The following is a 17125-nucleotide window of genomic DNA, read 5'->3' as shown; positions in this document are numbered from 1 at the left end:
CCATGCGCGTCCTTCTCGCCGGTGGCGGCACCGCCGGCCACACCTCGCCCCTGCTCGCCACCGCCGACGCCCTTCGACGGCTCGATCCGAGCGCGGAGATCACCTGCGTCGGCACGCCTCGGGGATTGGAGAACACCGTCGTCCCGGCCGCCGGCTACCCGCTGGAGCTGATCCCGCCGGTGCCGCTGCCGCGTGCGCTCAACGCCGAGCTCCTGCGAGTCCCGACCAACCTGCGACGCGCGGTGCGCGCGGCCCGGGAGGTTCTTGACCGGGTCCGTCCCGATGTCGTCGTCGGATACGGCGGCTACGTCTCGCTGCCCGTCTACCTGGCGGCTCGCCGGCGCAAGGTGCCGGTGGTGGTGCACGAGCAGAACGCCCTGCCAGGCCTGGCCAACAAGATCGGCGCCCGGGTGGCTGTGCGGGTGGGCGTGAGCTTCCCCGACACCCCCCTCCCGCACGCCGAGTACGTCGGCCTGCCGATCCGCCGGCTCGTCTCGACGCTGGACCGGGCCGCGCTCCGGGCGGAGGCGCGCGCGTTCTTCGGCCTGGACCTCGAGCGAGTGACGGTAGTGGTCACGGGCGGCTCCCAGGGTGCGCGCCGGCTGAACGAGGCGATCACCGCCGCGGCACCGGTCTTCGCGCAGGCGGGGGTGCAGGTGCTGCACGTCGTCGGTCCCAAGAACGAGCTGCCGCAGGTGCCGCCCAGCGGCGTTCCCTACGTCGCGGTCAACTACGTGGACCGGATGGACTACGCCCTGGCGGCTGCCGATCTGATGGTGTGCCGGGCCGGTGCGTCGAGTGTCACCGAGGCCGCTGCCGTCGGCGTACCTGCTGTCTTCGTGCCGCTGGCGATCGGCAACGGTGAGCAGCGGCTCAACGCGCTGCCGGTCGTGGAGGCCGGCGGCGCGCTGCTGGTGGCCGACGCGGAGTTCACGGCCGACTGGGTGGCCGACACCGTGGTCCCGCTCGCCGTGGACGCGGATCGGCTCGCCGCGATGAGCGCGAGTGCCAGCGCCCTCATCCCGCGCGACGCCGACGAGAGGCTGGCCCGGATGGTGCAGGAGGTCGCGGGCCGATGAGAGTCCCTGTTCCGGAGCAGATCCTGCCGGCCGACGAGCTCGGCCGGGTCCACTTCGTCGGCATCGGCGGTGCCGGCCTGTCCGCGATCGCTCGGCTGATGCTGGCCCGTGGCATCACCGTCAGCGGCTCGGACGGCGTGGCCTCCCCGACGCTGGACAAGCTCCGCGAAGCGGGCGCGACGGTCTTCGTCGGCCATCACGCCGACCACGTCCAGGGTGCCGACACGCTGGTGGTCTCCACCGCGGTGCGCGAGGACAACCCCGAGATCCTGGAGGCACGACGGCTGGGCCTGCGGCTGCTGCCGCGCTCGGCCGGACTGGCCGCGGTGATGGCCGGCCGCCGGGTACTGGCGGTCGCCGGGACCCACGGCAAGACCACCACCACCTCGCTGCTGACGGTGGCCCTGCAGGCGGCGGGCGCCGATCCGACGTACGCCGTCGGTGGCGAGCTCACCGCGAGCGGTACCAATGCCGGCCAGGGTGGCAGCGACCTGTTCGTGGCGGAGGCCGACGAGAGTGACGGTGCGTTCCTGGTCTACCGCCCGCATGTCGCGGTGGTGACCAACGTCGAGGCGGACCACCTCGACCAGTGGGGGACCGAGGAGGCCTACCAAGAGGCGTTCGCCGAGTTCATCGGGCGGGTGGACCCGGCCGACAAGGGTGGCCTGGTGGTCGCATGCGTCGACGACGACGGAGCCGCCGCGCTACGCCCCGTCGCCGCCTCGCTCGGCCGTCGGTTCGTCGGCGTCGGCGAGTCCGACCTGGCCGACGTGCGCGCCGTGGACGTTGTTCTCGAGGGCACCACCTCCGCGTTCACCGTGGTCGATCGCGACGGCACCGTGGTCCGCGAGCTCGGCAGGATCACCCTGCAGATCCCGGGGCGGCACTACGTCGCCGATGCGCTGGCGGCGCTCACCGTCGGGTTGCGGTTGGGCTACTCCTTCGACCTGCTCAAGGCGGGTCTGGAGAGCTTCACCGGAACCCGCCGGCGGATGGAGCGCAAGGGTGAGGTCGCCGGTGTGCGGGTCTATGACTCCTACGCCCACCATCCCGCCGAGATCGCCGGCGACCTGGTCGCCGCCCGCTCGGTGGCGGGGCAGGGCCGGCTGATCGTGGCCTTCCAGCCGCACCTGGTATCACGGACGCGCATCTTCGGCGAGCAGATGGGTCGCGAGCTCGGGGCCGCCGACGACGTGGTGGTGCTCGACGTCTACCTCGCACGCGAGGATCCCGACCCGGCGGTGACCGGCGCGCTGGTCGCCGACGCGGTGCCGCACGGCAACAAGCGGTTCGTCAGCACCCTGCAGGAGGCAGCCGCCGCACTGGTTGACCTCGCTCGGCCGGGCGACCTGGTCGTCACGCTCGGGGCCGGCAATGTCACCGAGGTGGGCCCGATGGTGCTCGAGCTGCTCGGTGAGCGGGGTGCGTAGCCTGCGCCGAGGCGCGGGCGGCACCGCGAACGCCGACACCGCGGAGCGCACCCGCAAGCGCTTCGCGCGGCGGCAGTGGCGTCGCCGCTGGCTCGCCTGGCGGTACGTCGTGGCAGCGCTCGTGGTCGTTGCGCTGGTCGGCGGCGGCATCTGGGCGGCGTACTTCTCCTCCTGGCTCTCGGTCAAGACCGTCGACATCAAGGGTGTCTCGGGCGACACCACCCTCACCGCGGCACAGGTGCGCCGTGTCGCCGACGTACCGACCGGTGGGCCACTGCTGCGCGCCGACCTCGGCGCTGTCCAGCGCCGGATCGCGGCGCTGGCGGCGGTGAAGTCGGTCGAGGTCTCGCGGGAGTGGCCCTCCAAGGTGCGCATCGACGTCGTCGAGCGGACGCCCGTTGCGGTGATCGAGATCGGTGGCGCGTTGCACGCCCTCGACGCCAACGGCGTGGTCTTCTCGTCCTACCGGCACGCGCCGAGCGACCTGCCGAAGGTCTCCACGCCCGCCGGCACCGACTCCGAGGCGTTGCAGCAGGCCGCCGAGGTGGTCACGGCGTTGCCGCACGATCTGTCCGCCGACGTCGACCACGTCGAGGTGAAGAGCGTCGACGAGATCTCCCTGGCCCTCGCGTCCGGCCAGGACGTGCAGTGGGGGAGCGCCTCGGACTCCGGTACCAAGGCACAAGTGCTGGCAGCTCTGATGAAGGCGCAGCCGGACGTTCGCAGCTATGACGTCTCGGTTCCGGGGCAGCCGATCACGTCCGGTTGAGTCGGGCCTCCGTCCGGGTCGAGTCGGGCCTCCGTCCGGGTTGAGTCGGGCCTCCGTGGCGGCGCCGGGCGGCGGCCGTGGGTAGCTGCCACGGGGCAGGCCTCGCTCCGCGCCTCGCTCGTCCCTCACGACGCGCTCCGGCTGCGGCAGCGCCCCTTTGGCACCCACCCACGACCATCGCCCGGCCCCAGCGCCCTTTGGCGCCACCCACGACGACCGCCCGGCCCCGGCGCGTCCGCCGGCGGCCCGGCTGCACAGCGATTTGTCCATCGGCCACAACACGCCCTGCGTGTCTCCACGATCTGGGGCGTCGCGCTGCCTACTGTTCTGATCACGGCGAGGTTGACATAACTATAACCCTCAGGATGAGGGTCAGGGTTGAGGGACACGCCGGAAGACTTCAGAAGCAAGAGCGTCGGCAAGCAACAAGTGAGGGAGCGACCATCGTGGGAGCTGCACAGAACTACCTGGCGATCATCAAGGTCGTCGGTATCGGTGGAGGCGGCGTCAACGCCGTCAACCGCATGATCGAGGTCGGCCTCAAGGGGGTCGAGTTCATCGCGATCAACACCGACGCGCAGGCGCTGCTGATGAGCGATGCCGACGTCAAGCTCGACATCGGTCGCGAGCTGACCCGCGGTCTCGGTGCCGGCGCGCAGCCGCAGGTCGGCGAGAAGGCCGCCGAGGACCACATGGACGAGATCGAAGAGGTCATGAAGGGGGCCGACATGGTCTTCGTGACGGCCGGAGAGGGCGGTGGCACCGGCACCGGCGGCGCCCCGGTCGTCGCTCGGATCGCACGCAGCCTCGGTGCCCTGACGATCGGCGTGGTCACGCGCCCGTTCGCCTTCGAGGGCGCTCGTCGCCGGAAGTCCGCCGACGAGGGCATCGACAAGCTCCGCGAGGAGGTCGACACCCTCATCGTCATCCCCAACGACCGGCTGCTCTCCATCTCCGACCGCAGCGTGTCGGTGATCGACGCGTTCAAGCAGGCCGACCAGGTCCTCCTGCAGGGCGTCTCCGGCATCACCGACCTGATCACCACCCCTGGCCTGATCAACGTCGACTTCGCCGACGTCAAGGCCGTCATGTCCAACGCCGGTTCCGCGTTGATGGGCATCGGATCGGCCCGCGGCGAGGACCGCGCGGTGGCCGCCGCGGAGATCGCTGTCGCCAGCCCGCTGCTGGAGGCCAGCATCGACGGCGCCCACGGCGTACTGCTCTCCATCGCGGGTGGCTCGGACCTGGGTCTGTTCGAGATCCAGGAGGCCGCCGCGCTGGTCGCCGACGCCGTCCACGAGGAGGCCAACATCATCTTCGGCACGATCATCGACGACGCCCTCGGTGACGAGGTCCGGGTGACGGTGATCGCGGCGGGCTTCGACGGTGGCATGCCGAAGAAGCGTGAGACCACGCTCCGCGGCCAGGACACCCGTCCGGCGGCCGCCCAGGCCCCCGTACGCCGGGATGAGCGCCCGACCCCGGTCGCCGCCGCTCCGGCGCAGGCGCACCAGGCGCACCAGGCGCACCAGGCGCCGCAGCAGGCCGCTGCTCCGGCCGGCCCGTCGACCCCGCCCCCGGCGGCTCCGCGCCAGGCGGCTCCGTCGGTCCAGTTCGAGGACGACGACCTGGACGTTCCCGACTTCCTGAAGTGAGCCGTGCTTCGCGACGCTCCCTCCTCACCGGCCATGTTCGCGTTTCGTGACACCTGCGACCTCGGCCCGGACAGCCTCCGGGTCGAGGTCGCATTCACCGACGCGACCATCGACCTGCAGGGCATGAAGCCCGGCTTCGCCGACGCGCTCGCACGGGTCCAGTCGGTCACGGGCGTGCCTTTCGCCCGTCTGCATCAGGTGCACGGTGACGACGTGCTCGAGATCCGGGAAACGACGGCACTGGCGCCGGACGACGACCTGCCGCTCGCCGACGCCCTGATCACGACGCGGCACGACGTCGGACTGATGGTCCGGGTCGCCGACTGCGTCCCGATCGTGCTGGCCGACCCTGCTGGCGGGATCATCGGTGCCGTCCACGCCGGTCGCAAGGGTGTAGCCCTCAACGTCGTCGGTCGCGCCGTGGCGCGGATGGCTGCGCTCGGCGCCACCGACCTCCATGCCTGGATCGGGCCACACGTATGTGGCCGGTGCTACGAGGTGCCCGAGGAGATGCGTGCCGAGGTTGCGGCGGTCGTGCCGGAGTCCCACGCCGAGACCTCCTGGGGTACGCCGTCGCTCGACCTCGGCGCAGCCGTCGGCGCTCAGCTCACCGCCGCCGGGGTGCCAGCCGCCTGCGTGAGGCGTGTCGAGCGCTGCACCCTCGAGGACGAGGCCCTGCACTCCTTCCGTCGCGACGGTGAGAAGGCGGGGCGCCTGGCCGCCCTGGTGTGGGTCGCATGAGTGGCGAGCAGCGGGCGCGGGAGCTCGAGGACAACCTGGCGGCCGTGCGAGTGCGCATCGCCGCTGCCGAGGCGGCCGCAGGCCGGGCCGCCGGCGAGGTGGGACTGGTGGTCGTGACGAAGTTCTTCCCGGCCTCCGACGTACGCCTGCTCGCGGAGCTGGGGGTTCGCGAGGTGGGCGAGAACCGGCACCAGGAGGCGCAGGGCAAGGCCGCGGAGTGCGCCGACCTCGCGATCGCCTGGCACTTCATCGGTGGTCTGCAGACCAACAAGGCGGCGGCCGTGGCGCGCTACGCCGACGTGGTCGAGTCGGTCGATCGTCCCGAGTTGCTGGCCCGGCTGGATCGCGGCGCCACCGAGCGAGGCCGGCCGGTGGAGGTGCTGCTGCAGGTCAGCCTGGACGCCGCCGATGCCGCCCATCGCAGCGGCGCCGCGCCCGAGGTGTTGGCGGATCTGGCCGAGCAGACCACGACGTACGACGGGCTGCGACTGCGCGGCCTGATGGCGGTCGCACCCTTGGGTGCCGACCCCGAGGAGGCTTTTGCGCGGCTCGCTGAGATTCGCGCAGACTTCCTCCTCGATCATCCTGAGGCGACCCGGCTCTCCGCCGGAATGAGCGGTGACCTCGAGCAGGCGATCCGCCACGGCGCGACACACGTGCGTGTCGGCTCGGCGGTCCTCGGCTCGAGGCCGGCGGTCAAGTAGTGTCCGAAACAGTTCGATATCACCGGAAGGCAACAACATGAGCGGCGCGATGCGCAGGATCGGTGAGTACCTCGGCCTGGTCGAGGACACCGGCCGGTACGACGAGGAGTCCGCCTACGACCGCGGTTACGACCGCCGCGACGAGCGGGGTTACGAGCGGGGTTACCAGCAGGACGAGCACGACGGCCGAGGTGCCACCAGCACCCAGGCGCCCCGCGTGCGCGAGCCCCAGCGCCCGGCGCCGGTCGCCGACCTGGCCGAGCGCCGTCGCCCCACGCCGGTGCCGTCAGCGCCCGCGCACGTCGAGCTGTCCCGGATCGTCACGGTGAGTCCCACCACCTACAACGAGGCGCGCACGGTCGGCGAGACCTACCGCGACGCCATCCCGGTGATCATGAACCTCACGGAGATGGACGACTCCGATGCCAAGCGGCTGGTGGACTTCGCCGCCGGCCTGGTCTTCGCGACCCGGGGCGACATCGAGCGCGTCACCAACAAGGTGTTCTTGCTCTCCCCGCCGAACGTCACCATCGCCGCTGAGGACAAGGCGCGGCTGGCCGAGGGTGGGTTCTTCAACCAGAGCTGACGGCCTCCACTAGGGTTACGACCGATATGCATACGATCGGCGCCGTCATCGAGGTCATTCTTTGGGTCTTCCTCGGCCTGATGTGGATCCGCTTCATCGTGGACTGGGTGCAGGTTTTCGCCCGCTCCTGGGAGCCACGGGGAGCGCTCCTCGTCGTGCTGGAAGGGGTCTACAGCGCCACCGATCCGCCGATCAAGGCGATGAGGAAGGTGATCCCGCCGCTGCGCATCGGTACGGTGGCGTTGGACCTGAGCTTCCTGATCGTCATGCTGGCGGCGTACATCCTGCTGCAGATCGATGTCAGATACCTGCTCTGAACCGCACTACGCCGTCTTCGGCAGGTGAGGCAGGGACGGTGGGGGAGTCCACCCGGTCCGCAAGCGCTAGAGTTTCGACTCGAGCACCACATTGTTTTGCAACAACGAGATGAATGGGTGAGGTCATGCCGCTGACGCCAGAGGACGTGAGCAACAAGCGCTTTACTCCCGTCCGGCTCCGCGAGGGCTACGACATGGGCGAGGTCGACCAGTTCCTCGACGAGGTCGAGGCAGAGCTCGCGCGGCTCACCAAGGAGAACGAGGACCTTCGCGCGAAGCTCGCTGCCGCGCAGAGCGGCGGTGGCGCACGGAGTGCCGCGGTCGAGACCCCGGCACCGGTGGTCGAGAAGGCCCCGGAGCCGCCGGCTCAGCCTGCTCCGGTTGCCACTCCGGCCGCCGCGCCGGCGACGGGTGGGATCGAGACGATCCGCGTGGAGACCGTGCCCGAGGCGTCCAACGCCGCGGCTCGACTCCTCGAGCTCGCGACGCGCAATCACGATGCGCTGATCGACCAGGCGAAGAACGACGCCGACAAGATCGTGGGCGAGGCCCGCACCAAGGCCGAGCGCCTGGAGTCGGAGTCGAAGGAGAAGGCAGACAAGATGGAGTCGGACGCGCGGACCCGCGCGTCGATGCTCGACTCTGAGACCGCTGCGCGTCGCCAGCAGCTCTTCGGCGACCTGGAGCGGGAGAAGGACAAGCTCACCCACGAGGTCGAGGGGCTGCGCTCCTTCGAGCGCGAGTACCGCTCGCGCCTCAAGAGCTACTTCACTCAGCAGCTCGAGTCGCTCAACACCACGCCCGAGACGCCCGGTCAGGGCGGCAGCGAGGAGGCTCCGGCAGCGCCGAAGCGCCTGCGCTCGATCCTCGGCGAGGAAGAAGGCTGAGTCCTTCACCGAAGCACCGCCGACGGCCGGCTCCCTCCTGGGGGCCGGCCGTCGGCGCGTCTGGGTGCCAAGAATTCATACAGCTACCGAGAAATGGGCCCGGCCTGTCGGTTGAGCGTGCGCTCCCCAGCGGTTAACCTCCCCGGACGCGCCTGCGATCCGGGAGCAGGCCAGGGGAGAGAGCGGGAATAGAAACCATGCCCGACGAGTTGGCCGCATCCGCAACACTGTCGCAGTCCGTTCCGAAGAAAGTGAGCGTCGTGGCGAAGAAGGCAGCACCCCTGAAGGCCTCTGCCGAGACCCTCGTGGTCAAGGAGGGCGAGGACCCCTGGACCAAGGACGAGTTGGACGAGGTCCTCGACGAGCTGACCACGACCCGCGTGCACAGCATCGAGGTCCTCGAGGCGGCCGAGGCCGAGCTCGACGGTCTGATGAAGGACTCCGGTGACGGGGCCGGGCAGGACCAGGCGGACGTCGGCGCAACCAGCTTCGAGCGCGACCACGAGCTGACCGTGGTCAACAGCGAGCGAGACAAGCTCCACCAGATCGAGCGCGCCCTGGGTCGGATCGCGGACGGCAGCTATGGCCAGTGCGAGTCCTGCGGCCAGCCGATCGGCAAGATGCGGCTGATGGCTTTCCCGCGTGCCACACTCTGCATGACATGCAAGACGCGCGAGGAACGTCGCTGAGCGACGAGGCAACCCAGGACCACCCGTCCGGCCCGAGCACGACATTGCGACTTCTCTTCGTCGCTGTCGCGCTCGGTGCGTACGCCGTAGACCAGGTCACCAAGGCCTTGGCTGCGTCGCACCTGACGCCGGGCGAGCCGCGCCACCTGGTCGGCTCGCTGCTGCGGCTCGACCTGACCCGCAACGCCGGGGCGGCGTTCAGCACCGGCACGTCGCACACGGTCTTCTTCACCGTCCTGGCGATGGTCGCCCTCGTGGTCACCTGTTACTTCGCGGTCCGCGCCGGCACCCGGATGTGGGCGGTTGCGCTCGGTCTGCTCGCCGCGGGCATCGCCGGCAACCTGACCGATCGGATCGTGCGTGCGCCTCAGGGCTTCAGCGGCCACGTGGTCGACTTCCTCGAGCTTCCGCACTGGCCGATCTTCAACATCGCCGACGTCTGCATCAACGTTGCTGCGGTGCTCATCCTGATCCTCGCCTGGAAGGGCGTGCGGGTGGGCGGCACCAGGGCGGTGTCCGGGTCGGACGACGCGATCCGGTCAGGCGAGGAGAAGCCTGATGAGTGACCAGCGCACGCTGTTCGTGCCCGATGGGCTCGAGGGGGAGCGGTTGGACGCGGCGATGGCGCGCCTCTTCGGCGTCTCCCGGACCCGCGCCGCCGAGTTGATAGCCGAGGGTCTGGTGACCCTCGACGGCAAGGCGGCGATGAAGTCCGACCGGGTCTCCGCGGGCTCGATGTTGGATGCGACCATCCCCGTGGAGCGCGACCCGCTCGAGATCGTGCCCGAGATCGTGGAGGGCATCGGCATCGTCTACGACGACGATGCGATGGTGGTGATCGACAAGCCCGTCGGCGTCGCCGTACACCCCTCGCCGGGCTGGACGGGGCAGACGGTGGTCGGTCATCTGCGCGCGGCCGGCTTCCGGATCTCCACCTCGGGCGCGACCGAGCGCGAGGGCATCGTGCAGCGACTCGACGTCGGCACCACCGGCCTGATGGTGATCGCCAAGCAGGAGCATGCCTACTCGGTGCTCAAGCAGGCCTTCCGTGACCGCACGCCGCGCAAGGTCTACCACGCGCTGGTCCAGGGCCACCCGGACCCGCTGGAGGGGACCATCGACGCCCCGATCGCGCGCAACCCGAAGTTCGACCACAAGTTCGCCGTGCGCGCCGACGGTCGACCGTCGATCACCCACTACCAGACGCTGGAGGCGCACCGGTTCGCCTCGCTGCTGGAGATCCACCTGGAGACGGGGCGGACCCATCAGATCCGGGTCCACATGAGCGCCACCAAGCACCCCTGCGTCGGCGACCTCACCTACGGCGCCGATCCCACGCTTGCCAGCCGGACCGGCATGACCCGCCAGTGGCTGCATGCCCACCGGCTGGGCTTCGATCACCCGGAGACGGGCGAGTACGTCGAGTTCTCCTCGCCGTACCCTGACGACCTGCAGCGTGCTCTCGACGTCATCCGCCAGGCGGACTGAGGTCCGGGGGCACGCGATGGCCGTGGAGACGTCGCTCCGTGACCCCCTCGAGGTCGTCCGGTGACGGTCTTGAGGCCCGCCCTTCCGGCCGACGTCGCCGAGATGGCGACGATCCAGGTCGGGGCCCGGATGGGAGCGCCGATGCCGGTGAGCATCCATCCCGGGGCCGACATCGCTGCCTTCCTGGCCGCCCGGCTCGACACCGACGAGGCGTGGGTGGCCGAGGTCGACGGCGAGGCGGTCGCCTACGCCCGTTTCACCAGCACCTGGCTGGACGATCTCTACGTGCACCCCGCCTGGCAGGGCGAGGGGCTCGGCGGCATGCTGCTCGACCTGGTGAAGTCGCTGCGGCCAGGCGGACTGGGCCTCTACGTCTTCGCCTCGAACCTGCCGGCCCAACGTTTCTATGCCCGACGCGGTTTCGTCGTCACGGACCGCTACGACGGCTCCGCCAACGAGGAGCGCGAGCCTGACCTGCGGATGGAGTGGGTCGGTCCCGACCGACGCGGCTGAGCAAAGTTGTCGGGGGTCGATGACACGCTCTGGGGGTGTCCGGGACGGGCTGATGACCAGGTAGTCTGAGGGCCTTCCCCCAGAGCCTGGTCGCGGCCTGCGACCGACCCTGGTGACGCATGCCCAGATCGACCCAGCGAGAAGGAGCGTGAGATGTCGAGCGACTCGTTCGTCCACCTCCACGTCCACACCGAATACTCGATGTTGGACGGGGCATCACTCCTCGACGGTCTGTTCAAGCGCACCAGCGATCTGCAGATGCCCGCGATCGCGATGACTGACCACGGCAACCTGCACGGCGCCTACGACTTCTACTCCAAGGCGAAGAAGTACGGCGTGCAGCCGATCATCGGCATCGAGGCCTACCTCACGCCGGGCACGCCGCGTGGCGTGCGCAAGAAGATCCGCTGGGGCAAGGGCGATCAGTCCGAGGAGGGTGGCGACGACGTCTCGGGCGGCGGCTCCTACACCCACATGACGATGTGGGCCGAGTCGACCGAGGGGATGCACAACCTCTTCCGGCTCTCCTCCAAGGCCAGCCTCGAGGGCTACTACTTCAAGCCCCGCATGGACAAGGAGCTGCTGCAGACCTACAGCAAGGGCCTGATCGTCTCGACCGGCTGCCCGAGTGGTGCGATCCAGACCCGGCTGCGACTGGGCCAGTGGGACGAGGCGATCCGCGAGGCTGGTGAGCTGCAGGACATCTTCGGCAAGGACAATGTCTTCCTCGAGCTGATGGATCACGGCATCTCGATCGAGAAGCGGGTCCGCGACGACCTGCTCAAGCTCGGTCGGGAGATGGGCATCAAGCCGATCGCCACCAACGACTCCCACTACAACAACCCCGAGGACGCCAGCGCCCAGGAGGCGCTGCTGTGCGTCAACTCCGGCAGCCGGCTCTCCGAGCCGACCTATGCGCAGGGCGGCAAGCGGTTCGCCTTCGAAGGCACCGGTTACTACATCAAGTCGGCCGCCGAGATGCGTGAGCTGTGGGGCTCCCAGGACCTGATGGAGGCCTGCGACAACACGCTGCTCATCGCGGAGCGGTGCAACGTCGAGTTCACCGAGTCCACCGGTGGCTACATGGCGCGCGCGGACATCCCAGCGGGGGAGACCGAGGAGTCCTGGCTGCGCAAGGAGGTCTGGCGAGGCATTGAGCTGCGCTACCCCGGCGAGCGGCTGAACCAGGAGGTCAAGGATCGCACCGAGTTCGAGCTCGGGATCATCTCGCAGAAGGGCTACTGCGGCTACTTCCTCGTGGTCGCCGACTTCATCCAGTGGTCCAAGAACAACGGCATCCGCGTTGGTCCGGGCCGTGGATCCGGTGCCGGCTCGATCGCCGCCTACGCGCTGAAGATCACCGACCTGTGCCCGCTGGAGCACGGCCTGTTCTTCGAGCGGTTCCTCAACCCTGAGCGACCCTCGATGCCAGACTTCGACATCGACTTCGATGACCACCGCCGCGGCGAGGTGATCCAGTACGTCACCGAGAAGTACGGCTCCGAGCGCGTCGCCCAGATCGCCACCTTCGGCCGGATCAAGGCCAAGCAGGCGATCAAGGACGCCGCCCGCATCCTGGACCACGGCTTCGCCATCGGTGACCGGATCACCAAGGCCCTCCCGGCCGACGTGATGGGCAAGGGCGTTCCGCTCAAGGAGCTCTTCAACCCCGACCACAAGCGCTATGGCGAGGGCGGCGAGTTCCGCGCCCTGCATGACACCGACCCCGAGGTGCGGCGCATCTACGAGGTCGCTATCGGGCTCGAGGGCCAGATCCGGCAGACCGGTGTCCATGCCGCGGGCGTCATCATGTCGAGCGAGCCGCTGCTCGATGTGGTCCCGCTGATGGACCCGAAGCAGGACGGCGCCGTCATCACCCAGTTCGAGTACCCGATGTGCGAGGCGCTCGGACTGGTCAAGATGGACTTCCTGGGTCTGTCCAACCTCCACACGCTCGAAGACGCGGTCGCCAACATCTTGGCCAACCGCGGCGAGGATCTGCTTCTCGAGGAGCTGCCCTTCGACGATCGGGCGACCTATGAGCTGATGGGCCGTGGCGACACGCTCGGCGTCTTCCAGCTCGATGGTGGTGGCATGCGGGCGTTGCTGCGCTCGATGCTGCCCGACCAGTTCGCCGACATCACCGCTGTCTCGGCCCTCTACCGACCGGGCCCGATGGGCGCCGACTCGCACAACAAGTACGCCCACCGCAAGAACGGCCGCGAGCCGATCGAGCCGATCCACCCGGCTCTAGCGGAGGCGCTCGAGCCGGTGCTGGGCGAGACCTACGGCCTGATCGTGTATCAGGAGCAGGTGATGGCGATCGCGCAGGTGCTCGCCGGCTTCTCGCTGGGCGCTGCAGACAACATGCGCCGCGCCATGGGCAAGAAGAAGAAGGAGGAGCTGGACAAGCAGTACGCCGGCTTCGAGGCCGGCATGCTGGAGCGCGGCTATCCCAAGGACGCGGTCAAGACGCTGTGGGAGATCCTGGTCCCCTTCGCCGACTACGCCTTCAACAAGTCGCACTCCGCCGCCTACGGCGTGGTCACCTACTGGACCGCCTACCTCAAGGCCAACTACCCGACCGAGTACATGGCGGCGCTGCTGACCTCGGTCAAGAACGACAAGGACAAGATGGCGATCTATCTCGGTGAGTGTCGCCGGATGAAGATCAACGTCCTGCCCCCTGACGTCAACGAGTCGGCCCACAACTTCACCGCTGTCGGTAACGACATCCGCTTCGGCCTGACGGCCGTGCGCAACGTCGGGTGGAACGTCGTCGACGGCATCGTCAGCGCCCGTGAGGAGAAGGGCCGTTACGAGGACTTCAACGACTTCCTCGCCAAGGTGCCGGCCATGGCCTGCAACAAGCGCGTCATCGAGTCGCTGATCAAGGCGGGTGCCTTCGACGACATGAAGCACCGGCGCCGCGCTCTGGTGGCGGTGCACGAGACGGCTGTCGACCAGTTCGTCGACATCAAGCGCAACGAGGCGATCGGTCAGGACTCGCTCTTCGGCGGCCTCGACGACGACATGGGCGGATCCTTCGGCGTATCGGTGACGATCCCCGACATCGACGAGTGGGACAAGATGACCCTGCTCGGCCACGAGCGGGAGATGCTCGGCCTCTACGTCTCCGACCACCCCCTGTTCGGGCTCGAGCACGTGCTCGCCAACGGCTCCGACTGCACCATCGGCCAGTTGCTCGTCGATGAGACGCGGCCGCACAACAGCACGATCAACATCTGCGGGCTGGTCACTGCCGTGAACCGGCGGATCACCAAGAAGGGCGATCCGTGGGCGACCGTCACCGTGGAGGACCTCGACGGTGCCATCGAGGTGCTGTTCTTCCCCAGCAGCTACGTCCTGGCGGCGCCCCACCTGATCGAGGACGCGATCATCCGGGTCAAGGGCCAGCTCTCCCGGGACAAGGAGCAGCCGGAGATCCGTGGCCAGGAGGTGAGCGCACCCGACCTGACCGACGGCCCGAGCGGGCCGGTCGTGGTGAGCCTGCCGGCGACCCGTTGCACGCCGCCTGTGGTGGCGCAGCTGCGTGACGTGCTCGCCTCCCATCCCGGGATGACCGAAGTGCGGCTACGGTTGCTCACACGCGAGTCCACCAGGGTGCTGCGGCTCGACGACCGTCTCCGCGTCACCCCGAGTTCCGCGCTGTTCGCCGACCTCAAGCACCTGTTGGGACCTGGATGTCTGACCAGCTGACCACCGGCACTGCCGAGCCCGCTCAGCCCGCCGAGCGGCGTTCCGAGCGGGGACGGGACCTGCGAGTAGCACTGATGCAGGCGGGCGCGATCGTGGTCGCCTTCGCCGTGGTCGGTGTGGTCTGCGGCTTCATCTGGGAGGCTGCATGGAGCCCGGCCCAGGGCGAGGTGGTCAAGCACGTCTGGTATCCGATCTCCTGGGACCGGGCTCAGCCGACCTACTTCGCCGGCACGGGGTGGTATGTCGTGATCGGGATGGTCGCCGGCGCGATCGTGGGCGCGCTTGCGGCCTGGCTGTGCGATCGCGCCGAGCTGGTCACGCTGGCAGCGGTGGTCGTCGGCGGACTGCTGGCGGCGTACCTGATGCGGGTGGTCGGCCTGCATCGGGGTCCGGGTGACCCGCAGCGGATCGCGAAGACGGCGGCCGACGGCACCAAGCTGCCCAGCCAGCTCACCCTGACCAACTGGTGGATGCTGATGGCGGTGCCCGGGGGCGCGCTCGCCACGCTCAGCGTGGTCTTCCTGACCGTCTCCAAACGTGCGCCTCGGCGTCATCCACAGGGCGTGGGAGAACCGGCAGCGGCTGCGCCCCCAGCGGCGTAAACTCGAGGAGTTCGCCGGCGATATCGGCGCCGGCACCGAGTCATGGGGGATCCGTGTCCGACCAGCAGCCGCCAGCCGGAGGTCCGTCCTACGGCCCCTCCTCGTCCGGATCCCAGCCCAACTACGGCGCCCCGAGCAGCAACATGCCGATGCCGCCCCCCGACACCGTCACCCTCGGTGGGGGTGCCTGGAACGACCCGAAGGGTGATCGGCACGGCAGGACCTGGTGGTATGTCGGCGGCGGCGCCGTGGCGGCGATCGCGCTGGTCGCAGGCGGGACCGTCTTCGCAGCCAGCCACATCGGCAACCACCACGACCCGGGCCCAGCAGCCGGGCTGCCGAGCGACACGCTGGCCTACGCCGGGATCGACCTGGATCCGTCCGCGGGACAGAAGATCGAGGCGATCAAGGCGCTGCGCACGTTCCCGGCGTTCGCCCACGGGCTCTCGATCGATCCGAGCAGCGACCTGCGCAAGCTGCTGGTCCAGGACCAGCTGAAGAGCGACGGCTGCAGCCTTGACTGGAGCAAGGACGTCGCGCCGTGGCTCGGCAACGACATCGGGGCCGCACTGGTGCCCACCGCCGGCAACGGCGCGCAGCCAGTGGCGGTGCTCGCGGTCACGGACGAGGCGGCCGCCAAGAAGGACCTGCCCAAGCTGCTCGACTGTGCCCAGCTGCCGCACGGTCTCTCGGTCGCCCACGGCTGGGCGGTGGTCGCAGCCACCGACAACGTCGCGCGCGGTGTGAGCACGGGCGCCGAGAGCGGTTCGCTCGGTGACGACACCGACTTCAAGACCTGGGTCGATCGCACCGGCGATCCGGGGGTCGCGACCTTCTATGCCTCCAAGGACGCCGGTAAGACGATGGCCGGCTACCTGGACAAGGCGATGACCGAGTTCGGCTCCGCCACGGGGAGTAGCAGCGGCTCGTCGTCATACGCCGAGAAGTCCTCGGGCTCCGGATTCTCGCCAGCCGGCTACACCTCCGCCAGCGGTCTCGCCGCCGACGACGGCCCCACCGACGACCCCGCCGATCCGTTCGGCCTCTTCGACACCTCGGGTGGTGACGGCCCGATGTCGTCGTTCCTCTCGATCTGCCCGCGCCCCGGTTCGGGGGCGGCAGGCGGCACGGCGCTCAGCACCCCCCAGCTCGAGCTGCAGAAGCAGGCGCTGGAGCAGTTGCAGGGTGGTGCCGCGACCCTCCGCTTCGCCCACGGCGGCTTCGAGGTCGAGTCCGCAGCGGCGGCCAAGGACGCCCAGGCCTCCGGCTCGACCGCTGGCAGCACCGGTCTTGCGACCCTGCCTTCGGACACCGCCGTCGCGTTCGGCAGCGGCAACGGCGGCCAGGCGAGCGACACGTGGTTCACCAGCTTCACCCAGGACTTCGCCCAGAGCTGCGGGACCACGCCCGCCAAGGTGAGCCAGGGTCTCACCAAGCTGACCGGCCTGACCCTGCCCGCCGACCTGGACACCCTGTTCGGCAAGGGCGTGACATTCGCCGCCTCCGGATCGATCGACCCCGAGGCACTGAGCAACTCCACCGAGCCGACCGACCTGGCCGTCGGGCTGAAGCTGCAGGGCGATCCCGAGCAGATCAACGGCGTGCTGCAGAAGCTCAAGCTTCCGGACGCCCAGCAGATCCTCGGTACGACGAGCGGCGACGGCGTGGTAGCCGTCGGCCCCGACGCGGACTACCGTGCCGAGCTGGTCAAGGACGGTTCACTGGGCAAGAGCCACGCCTTCACCGACGTGATCCCGCATGCCGACAAGGCGACCTCAGCCTTCTTCGTCTCCTTCGACAACATGCGCAAGATCCTCGACAGCGACGCCGCCGGGGTCCCCGCCGACGCGCGGGCCAACCTGCAGCACCTGCAGGCGTTCGGGTCGAGCAGCTGGGTCGAGGACGGCATCTCGCACGGATTGATGCGGCTGAGCACCAAGTAGTG

General features: G+C 69.4%; 16 protein-coding genes. All 16 read left to right on the top strand.

What is annotated here, in order from left to right; genetic code table 11:
- Positions 1–2: 2 nt before the first annotated feature.
- Positions 3–1079, top strand: coding sequence for an undecaprenyldiphospho-muramoylpentapeptide beta-N-acetylglucosaminyltransferase (gene murG, locus H036_RS0105935; protein WP_017933865.1), 1077 nt, complete (start codon positions 3–5; stop codon positions 1077–1079).
- On the top strand, positions 1076–2509 hold the full coding sequence (gene murC / locus H036_RS0105930) for a UDP-N-acetylmuramate--L-alanine ligase (protein ID WP_017933864.1): 1434 nt from the start codon (positions 1076–1078) through the stop codon (positions 2507–2509). The genes murG and murC overlap by 4 nt, the downstream gene beginning before the upstream one ends.
- Positions 2502–3278: a cell division protein FtsQ/DivIB gene (locus tag H036_RS0105925; protein ID WP_232421810.1), complete on the top strand. Its 777-nt coding sequence runs from the start codon at positions 2502–2504 to the stop codon at positions 3276–3278. The genes murC and H036_RS0105925 overlap by 8 nt, the downstream gene beginning before the upstream one ends.
- Before the next feature lie 443 nt (positions 3279–3721).
- A complete protein-coding gene (ftsZ, locus tag H036_RS0105920) occupies positions 3722–4933 on the top strand; it encodes a cell division protein FtsZ (protein ID WP_198289919.1) in 1212 nt (403 codons plus the stop codon).
- Positions 4934–4966: 33 nt separating this feature from the next.
- Positions 4967–5674: a peptidoglycan editing factor PgeF gene (gene pgeF / locus H036_RS0105915; RefSeq protein ID WP_017933861.1), complete on the top strand. Its 708-nt coding sequence runs from the start codon at positions 4967–4969 to the stop codon at positions 5672–5674.
- Complete coding sequence (locus H036_RS0105910; protein ID WP_017933860.1) at positions 5671–6378, top strand: YggS family pyridoxal phosphate-dependent enzyme; 708 nt, start codon at positions 5671–5673, stop codon at positions 6376–6378. Before pgeF ends, H036_RS0105910 begins: the two co-directional genes overlap by 4 nt.
- A 37-nt stretch (positions 6379–6415) precedes the next feature.
- The gene (locus H036_RS0105905; protein WP_017933859.1) at positions 6416–6964 is read left to right on the top strand and encodes a cell division protein SepF; all 549 of its coding nucleotides are present in this window, start codon (positions 6416–6418) and stop codon (positions 6962–6964) included.
- Positions 6965–6990: 26 nt separating this feature from the next.
- Positions 6991–7281 (top strand): YggT family protein, encoded by a 291-nt coding sequence (locus H036_RS0105900; RefSeq protein WP_017933858.1) that lies wholly within the window; start codon positions 6991–6993, stop codon positions 7279–7281.
- 125 nt (positions 7282–7406) lie between these two features.
- Positions 7407–8168 carry a DivIVA domain-containing protein gene (locus H036_RS0105895; RefSeq protein ID WP_036487663.1) on the top strand — a complete coding sequence of 254 codons (762 nt, stop codon included), beginning with the start codon at positions 7407–7409 and terminating at the stop codon, positions 8166–8168.
- 260 nt (positions 8169–8428) lie between these two features.
- On the top strand, positions 8429–8857 hold the full coding sequence (locus tag H036_RS0105890) for a TraR/DksA family transcriptional regulator (protein ID WP_026145825.1): 429 nt from the start codon (positions 8429–8431) through the stop codon (positions 8855–8857).
- Entirely contained in the window at positions 8830–9423 is a 594-nt protein-coding gene (gene lspA / locus H036_RS0105885; RefSeq protein ID WP_081615460.1) for a signal peptidase II, read from the top strand. Before H036_RS0105890 ends, lspA begins: the two co-directional genes overlap by 28 nt.
- Complete coding sequence (locus tag H036_RS0105880; RefSeq protein ID WP_017933854.1) at positions 9416–10345, top strand: RluA family pseudouridine synthase; 930 nt, start codon at positions 9416–9418, stop codon at positions 10343–10345. Before lspA ends, H036_RS0105880 begins: the two co-directional genes overlap by 8 nt.
- A 60-nt stretch (positions 10346–10405) precedes the next feature.
- Positions 10406–10858, top strand: a complete 453-nt coding sequence (locus H036_RS0105875; protein ID WP_017933853.1) for a GNAT family N-acetyltransferase — start codon at positions 10406–10408, stop codon at positions 10856–10858.
- Between the two features lie 153 nt (positions 10859–11011).
- Positions 11012–14578, top strand: a complete 3567-nt coding sequence (dnaE, locus tag H036_RS0105870; RefSeq protein WP_017933852.1) for a DNA polymerase III subunit alpha — start codon at positions 11012–11014, stop codon at positions 14576–14578.
- Positions 14563–15180 (top strand): hypothetical protein, encoded by a 618-nt coding sequence (locus H036_RS0105865; protein WP_017933851.1) that lies wholly within the window; start codon positions 14563–14565, stop codon positions 15178–15180. Before dnaE ends, H036_RS0105865 begins: the two co-directional genes overlap by 16 nt.
- 53 nt (positions 15181–15233) lie before the next feature.
- A complete protein-coding gene (locus H036_RS21975) occupies positions 15234–17123 on the top strand; it encodes a DUF3352 domain-containing protein (RefSeq protein ID WP_017933850.1) in 1890 nt (629 codons plus the stop codon).
- The last annotated feature ends 2 nt before the right edge of the window (positions 17124–17125 follow it).

The sequence above is a fragment of the Nocardioides sp. Iso805N genome, assembly GCF_000364605.1.
GTDB lineage: Bacteria > Actinomycetota > Actinomycetes > Propionibacteriales > Nocardioidaceae > Nocardioides.
The sequence above is the reverse complement of the archived record's forward strand: the minus strand, read 5'-3'. Positions and strand labels throughout refer to the sequence as shown.

Bases quoted from the DNA above. Each gene is read 5' to 3' on its own strand.
- H036_RS0105895 (WP_036487663.1), top strand. From the start codon at position 7,407: ATGCCGCTGACGCCAGAGGACGTGAGCAACAAGCGCTTTACTCCCGTC.
- H036_RS0105880 (WP_017933854.1), top strand. From the start codon at position 9,416: ATGAGTGACCAGCGCACGCTGTTCGTGCCCGATGGGCTCGAGGGGGAG.
- H036_RS0105905 (WP_017933859.1), top strand. From the start codon at position 6,416: ATGAGCGGCGCGATGCGCAGGATCGGTGAGTACCTCGGCCTGGTCGAG.
- H036_RS0105910 (WP_017933860.1), top strand. From the start codon at position 5,671: ATGAGTGGCGAGCAGCGGGCGCGGGAGCTCGAGGACAACCTGGCGGCC.
- lspA (WP_081615460.1), top strand. From the start codon at position 8,830: ATGCAAGACGCGCGAGGAACGTCGCTGAGCGACGAGGCAACCCAGGAC.
- H036_RS0105900 (WP_017933858.1), top strand. From the start codon at position 6,991: ATGCATACGATCGGCGCCGTCATCGAGGTCATTCTTTGGGTCTTCCTC.
- pgeF (WP_017933861.1), top strand. From the start codon at position 4,967: ATGTTCGCGTTTCGTGACACCTGCGACCTCGGCCCGGACAGCCTCCGG.
- dnaE (WP_017933852.1), top strand. From the start codon at position 11,012: ATGTCGAGCGACTCGTTCGTCCACCTCCACGTCCACACCGAATACTCG.
- murC (WP_017933864.1), top strand. From the start codon at position 1,076: ATGAGAGTCCCTGTTCCGGAGCAGATCCTGCCGGCCGACGAGCTCGGC.
- murG (WP_017933865.1), top strand. From the start codon at position 3: ATGCGCGTCCTTCTCGCCGGTGGCGGCACCGCCGGCCACACCTCGCCC.
- H036_RS0105865 (WP_017933851.1), top strand. From the start codon at position 14,563: ATGTCTGACCAGCTGACCACCGGCACTGCCGAGCCCGCTCAGCCCGCC.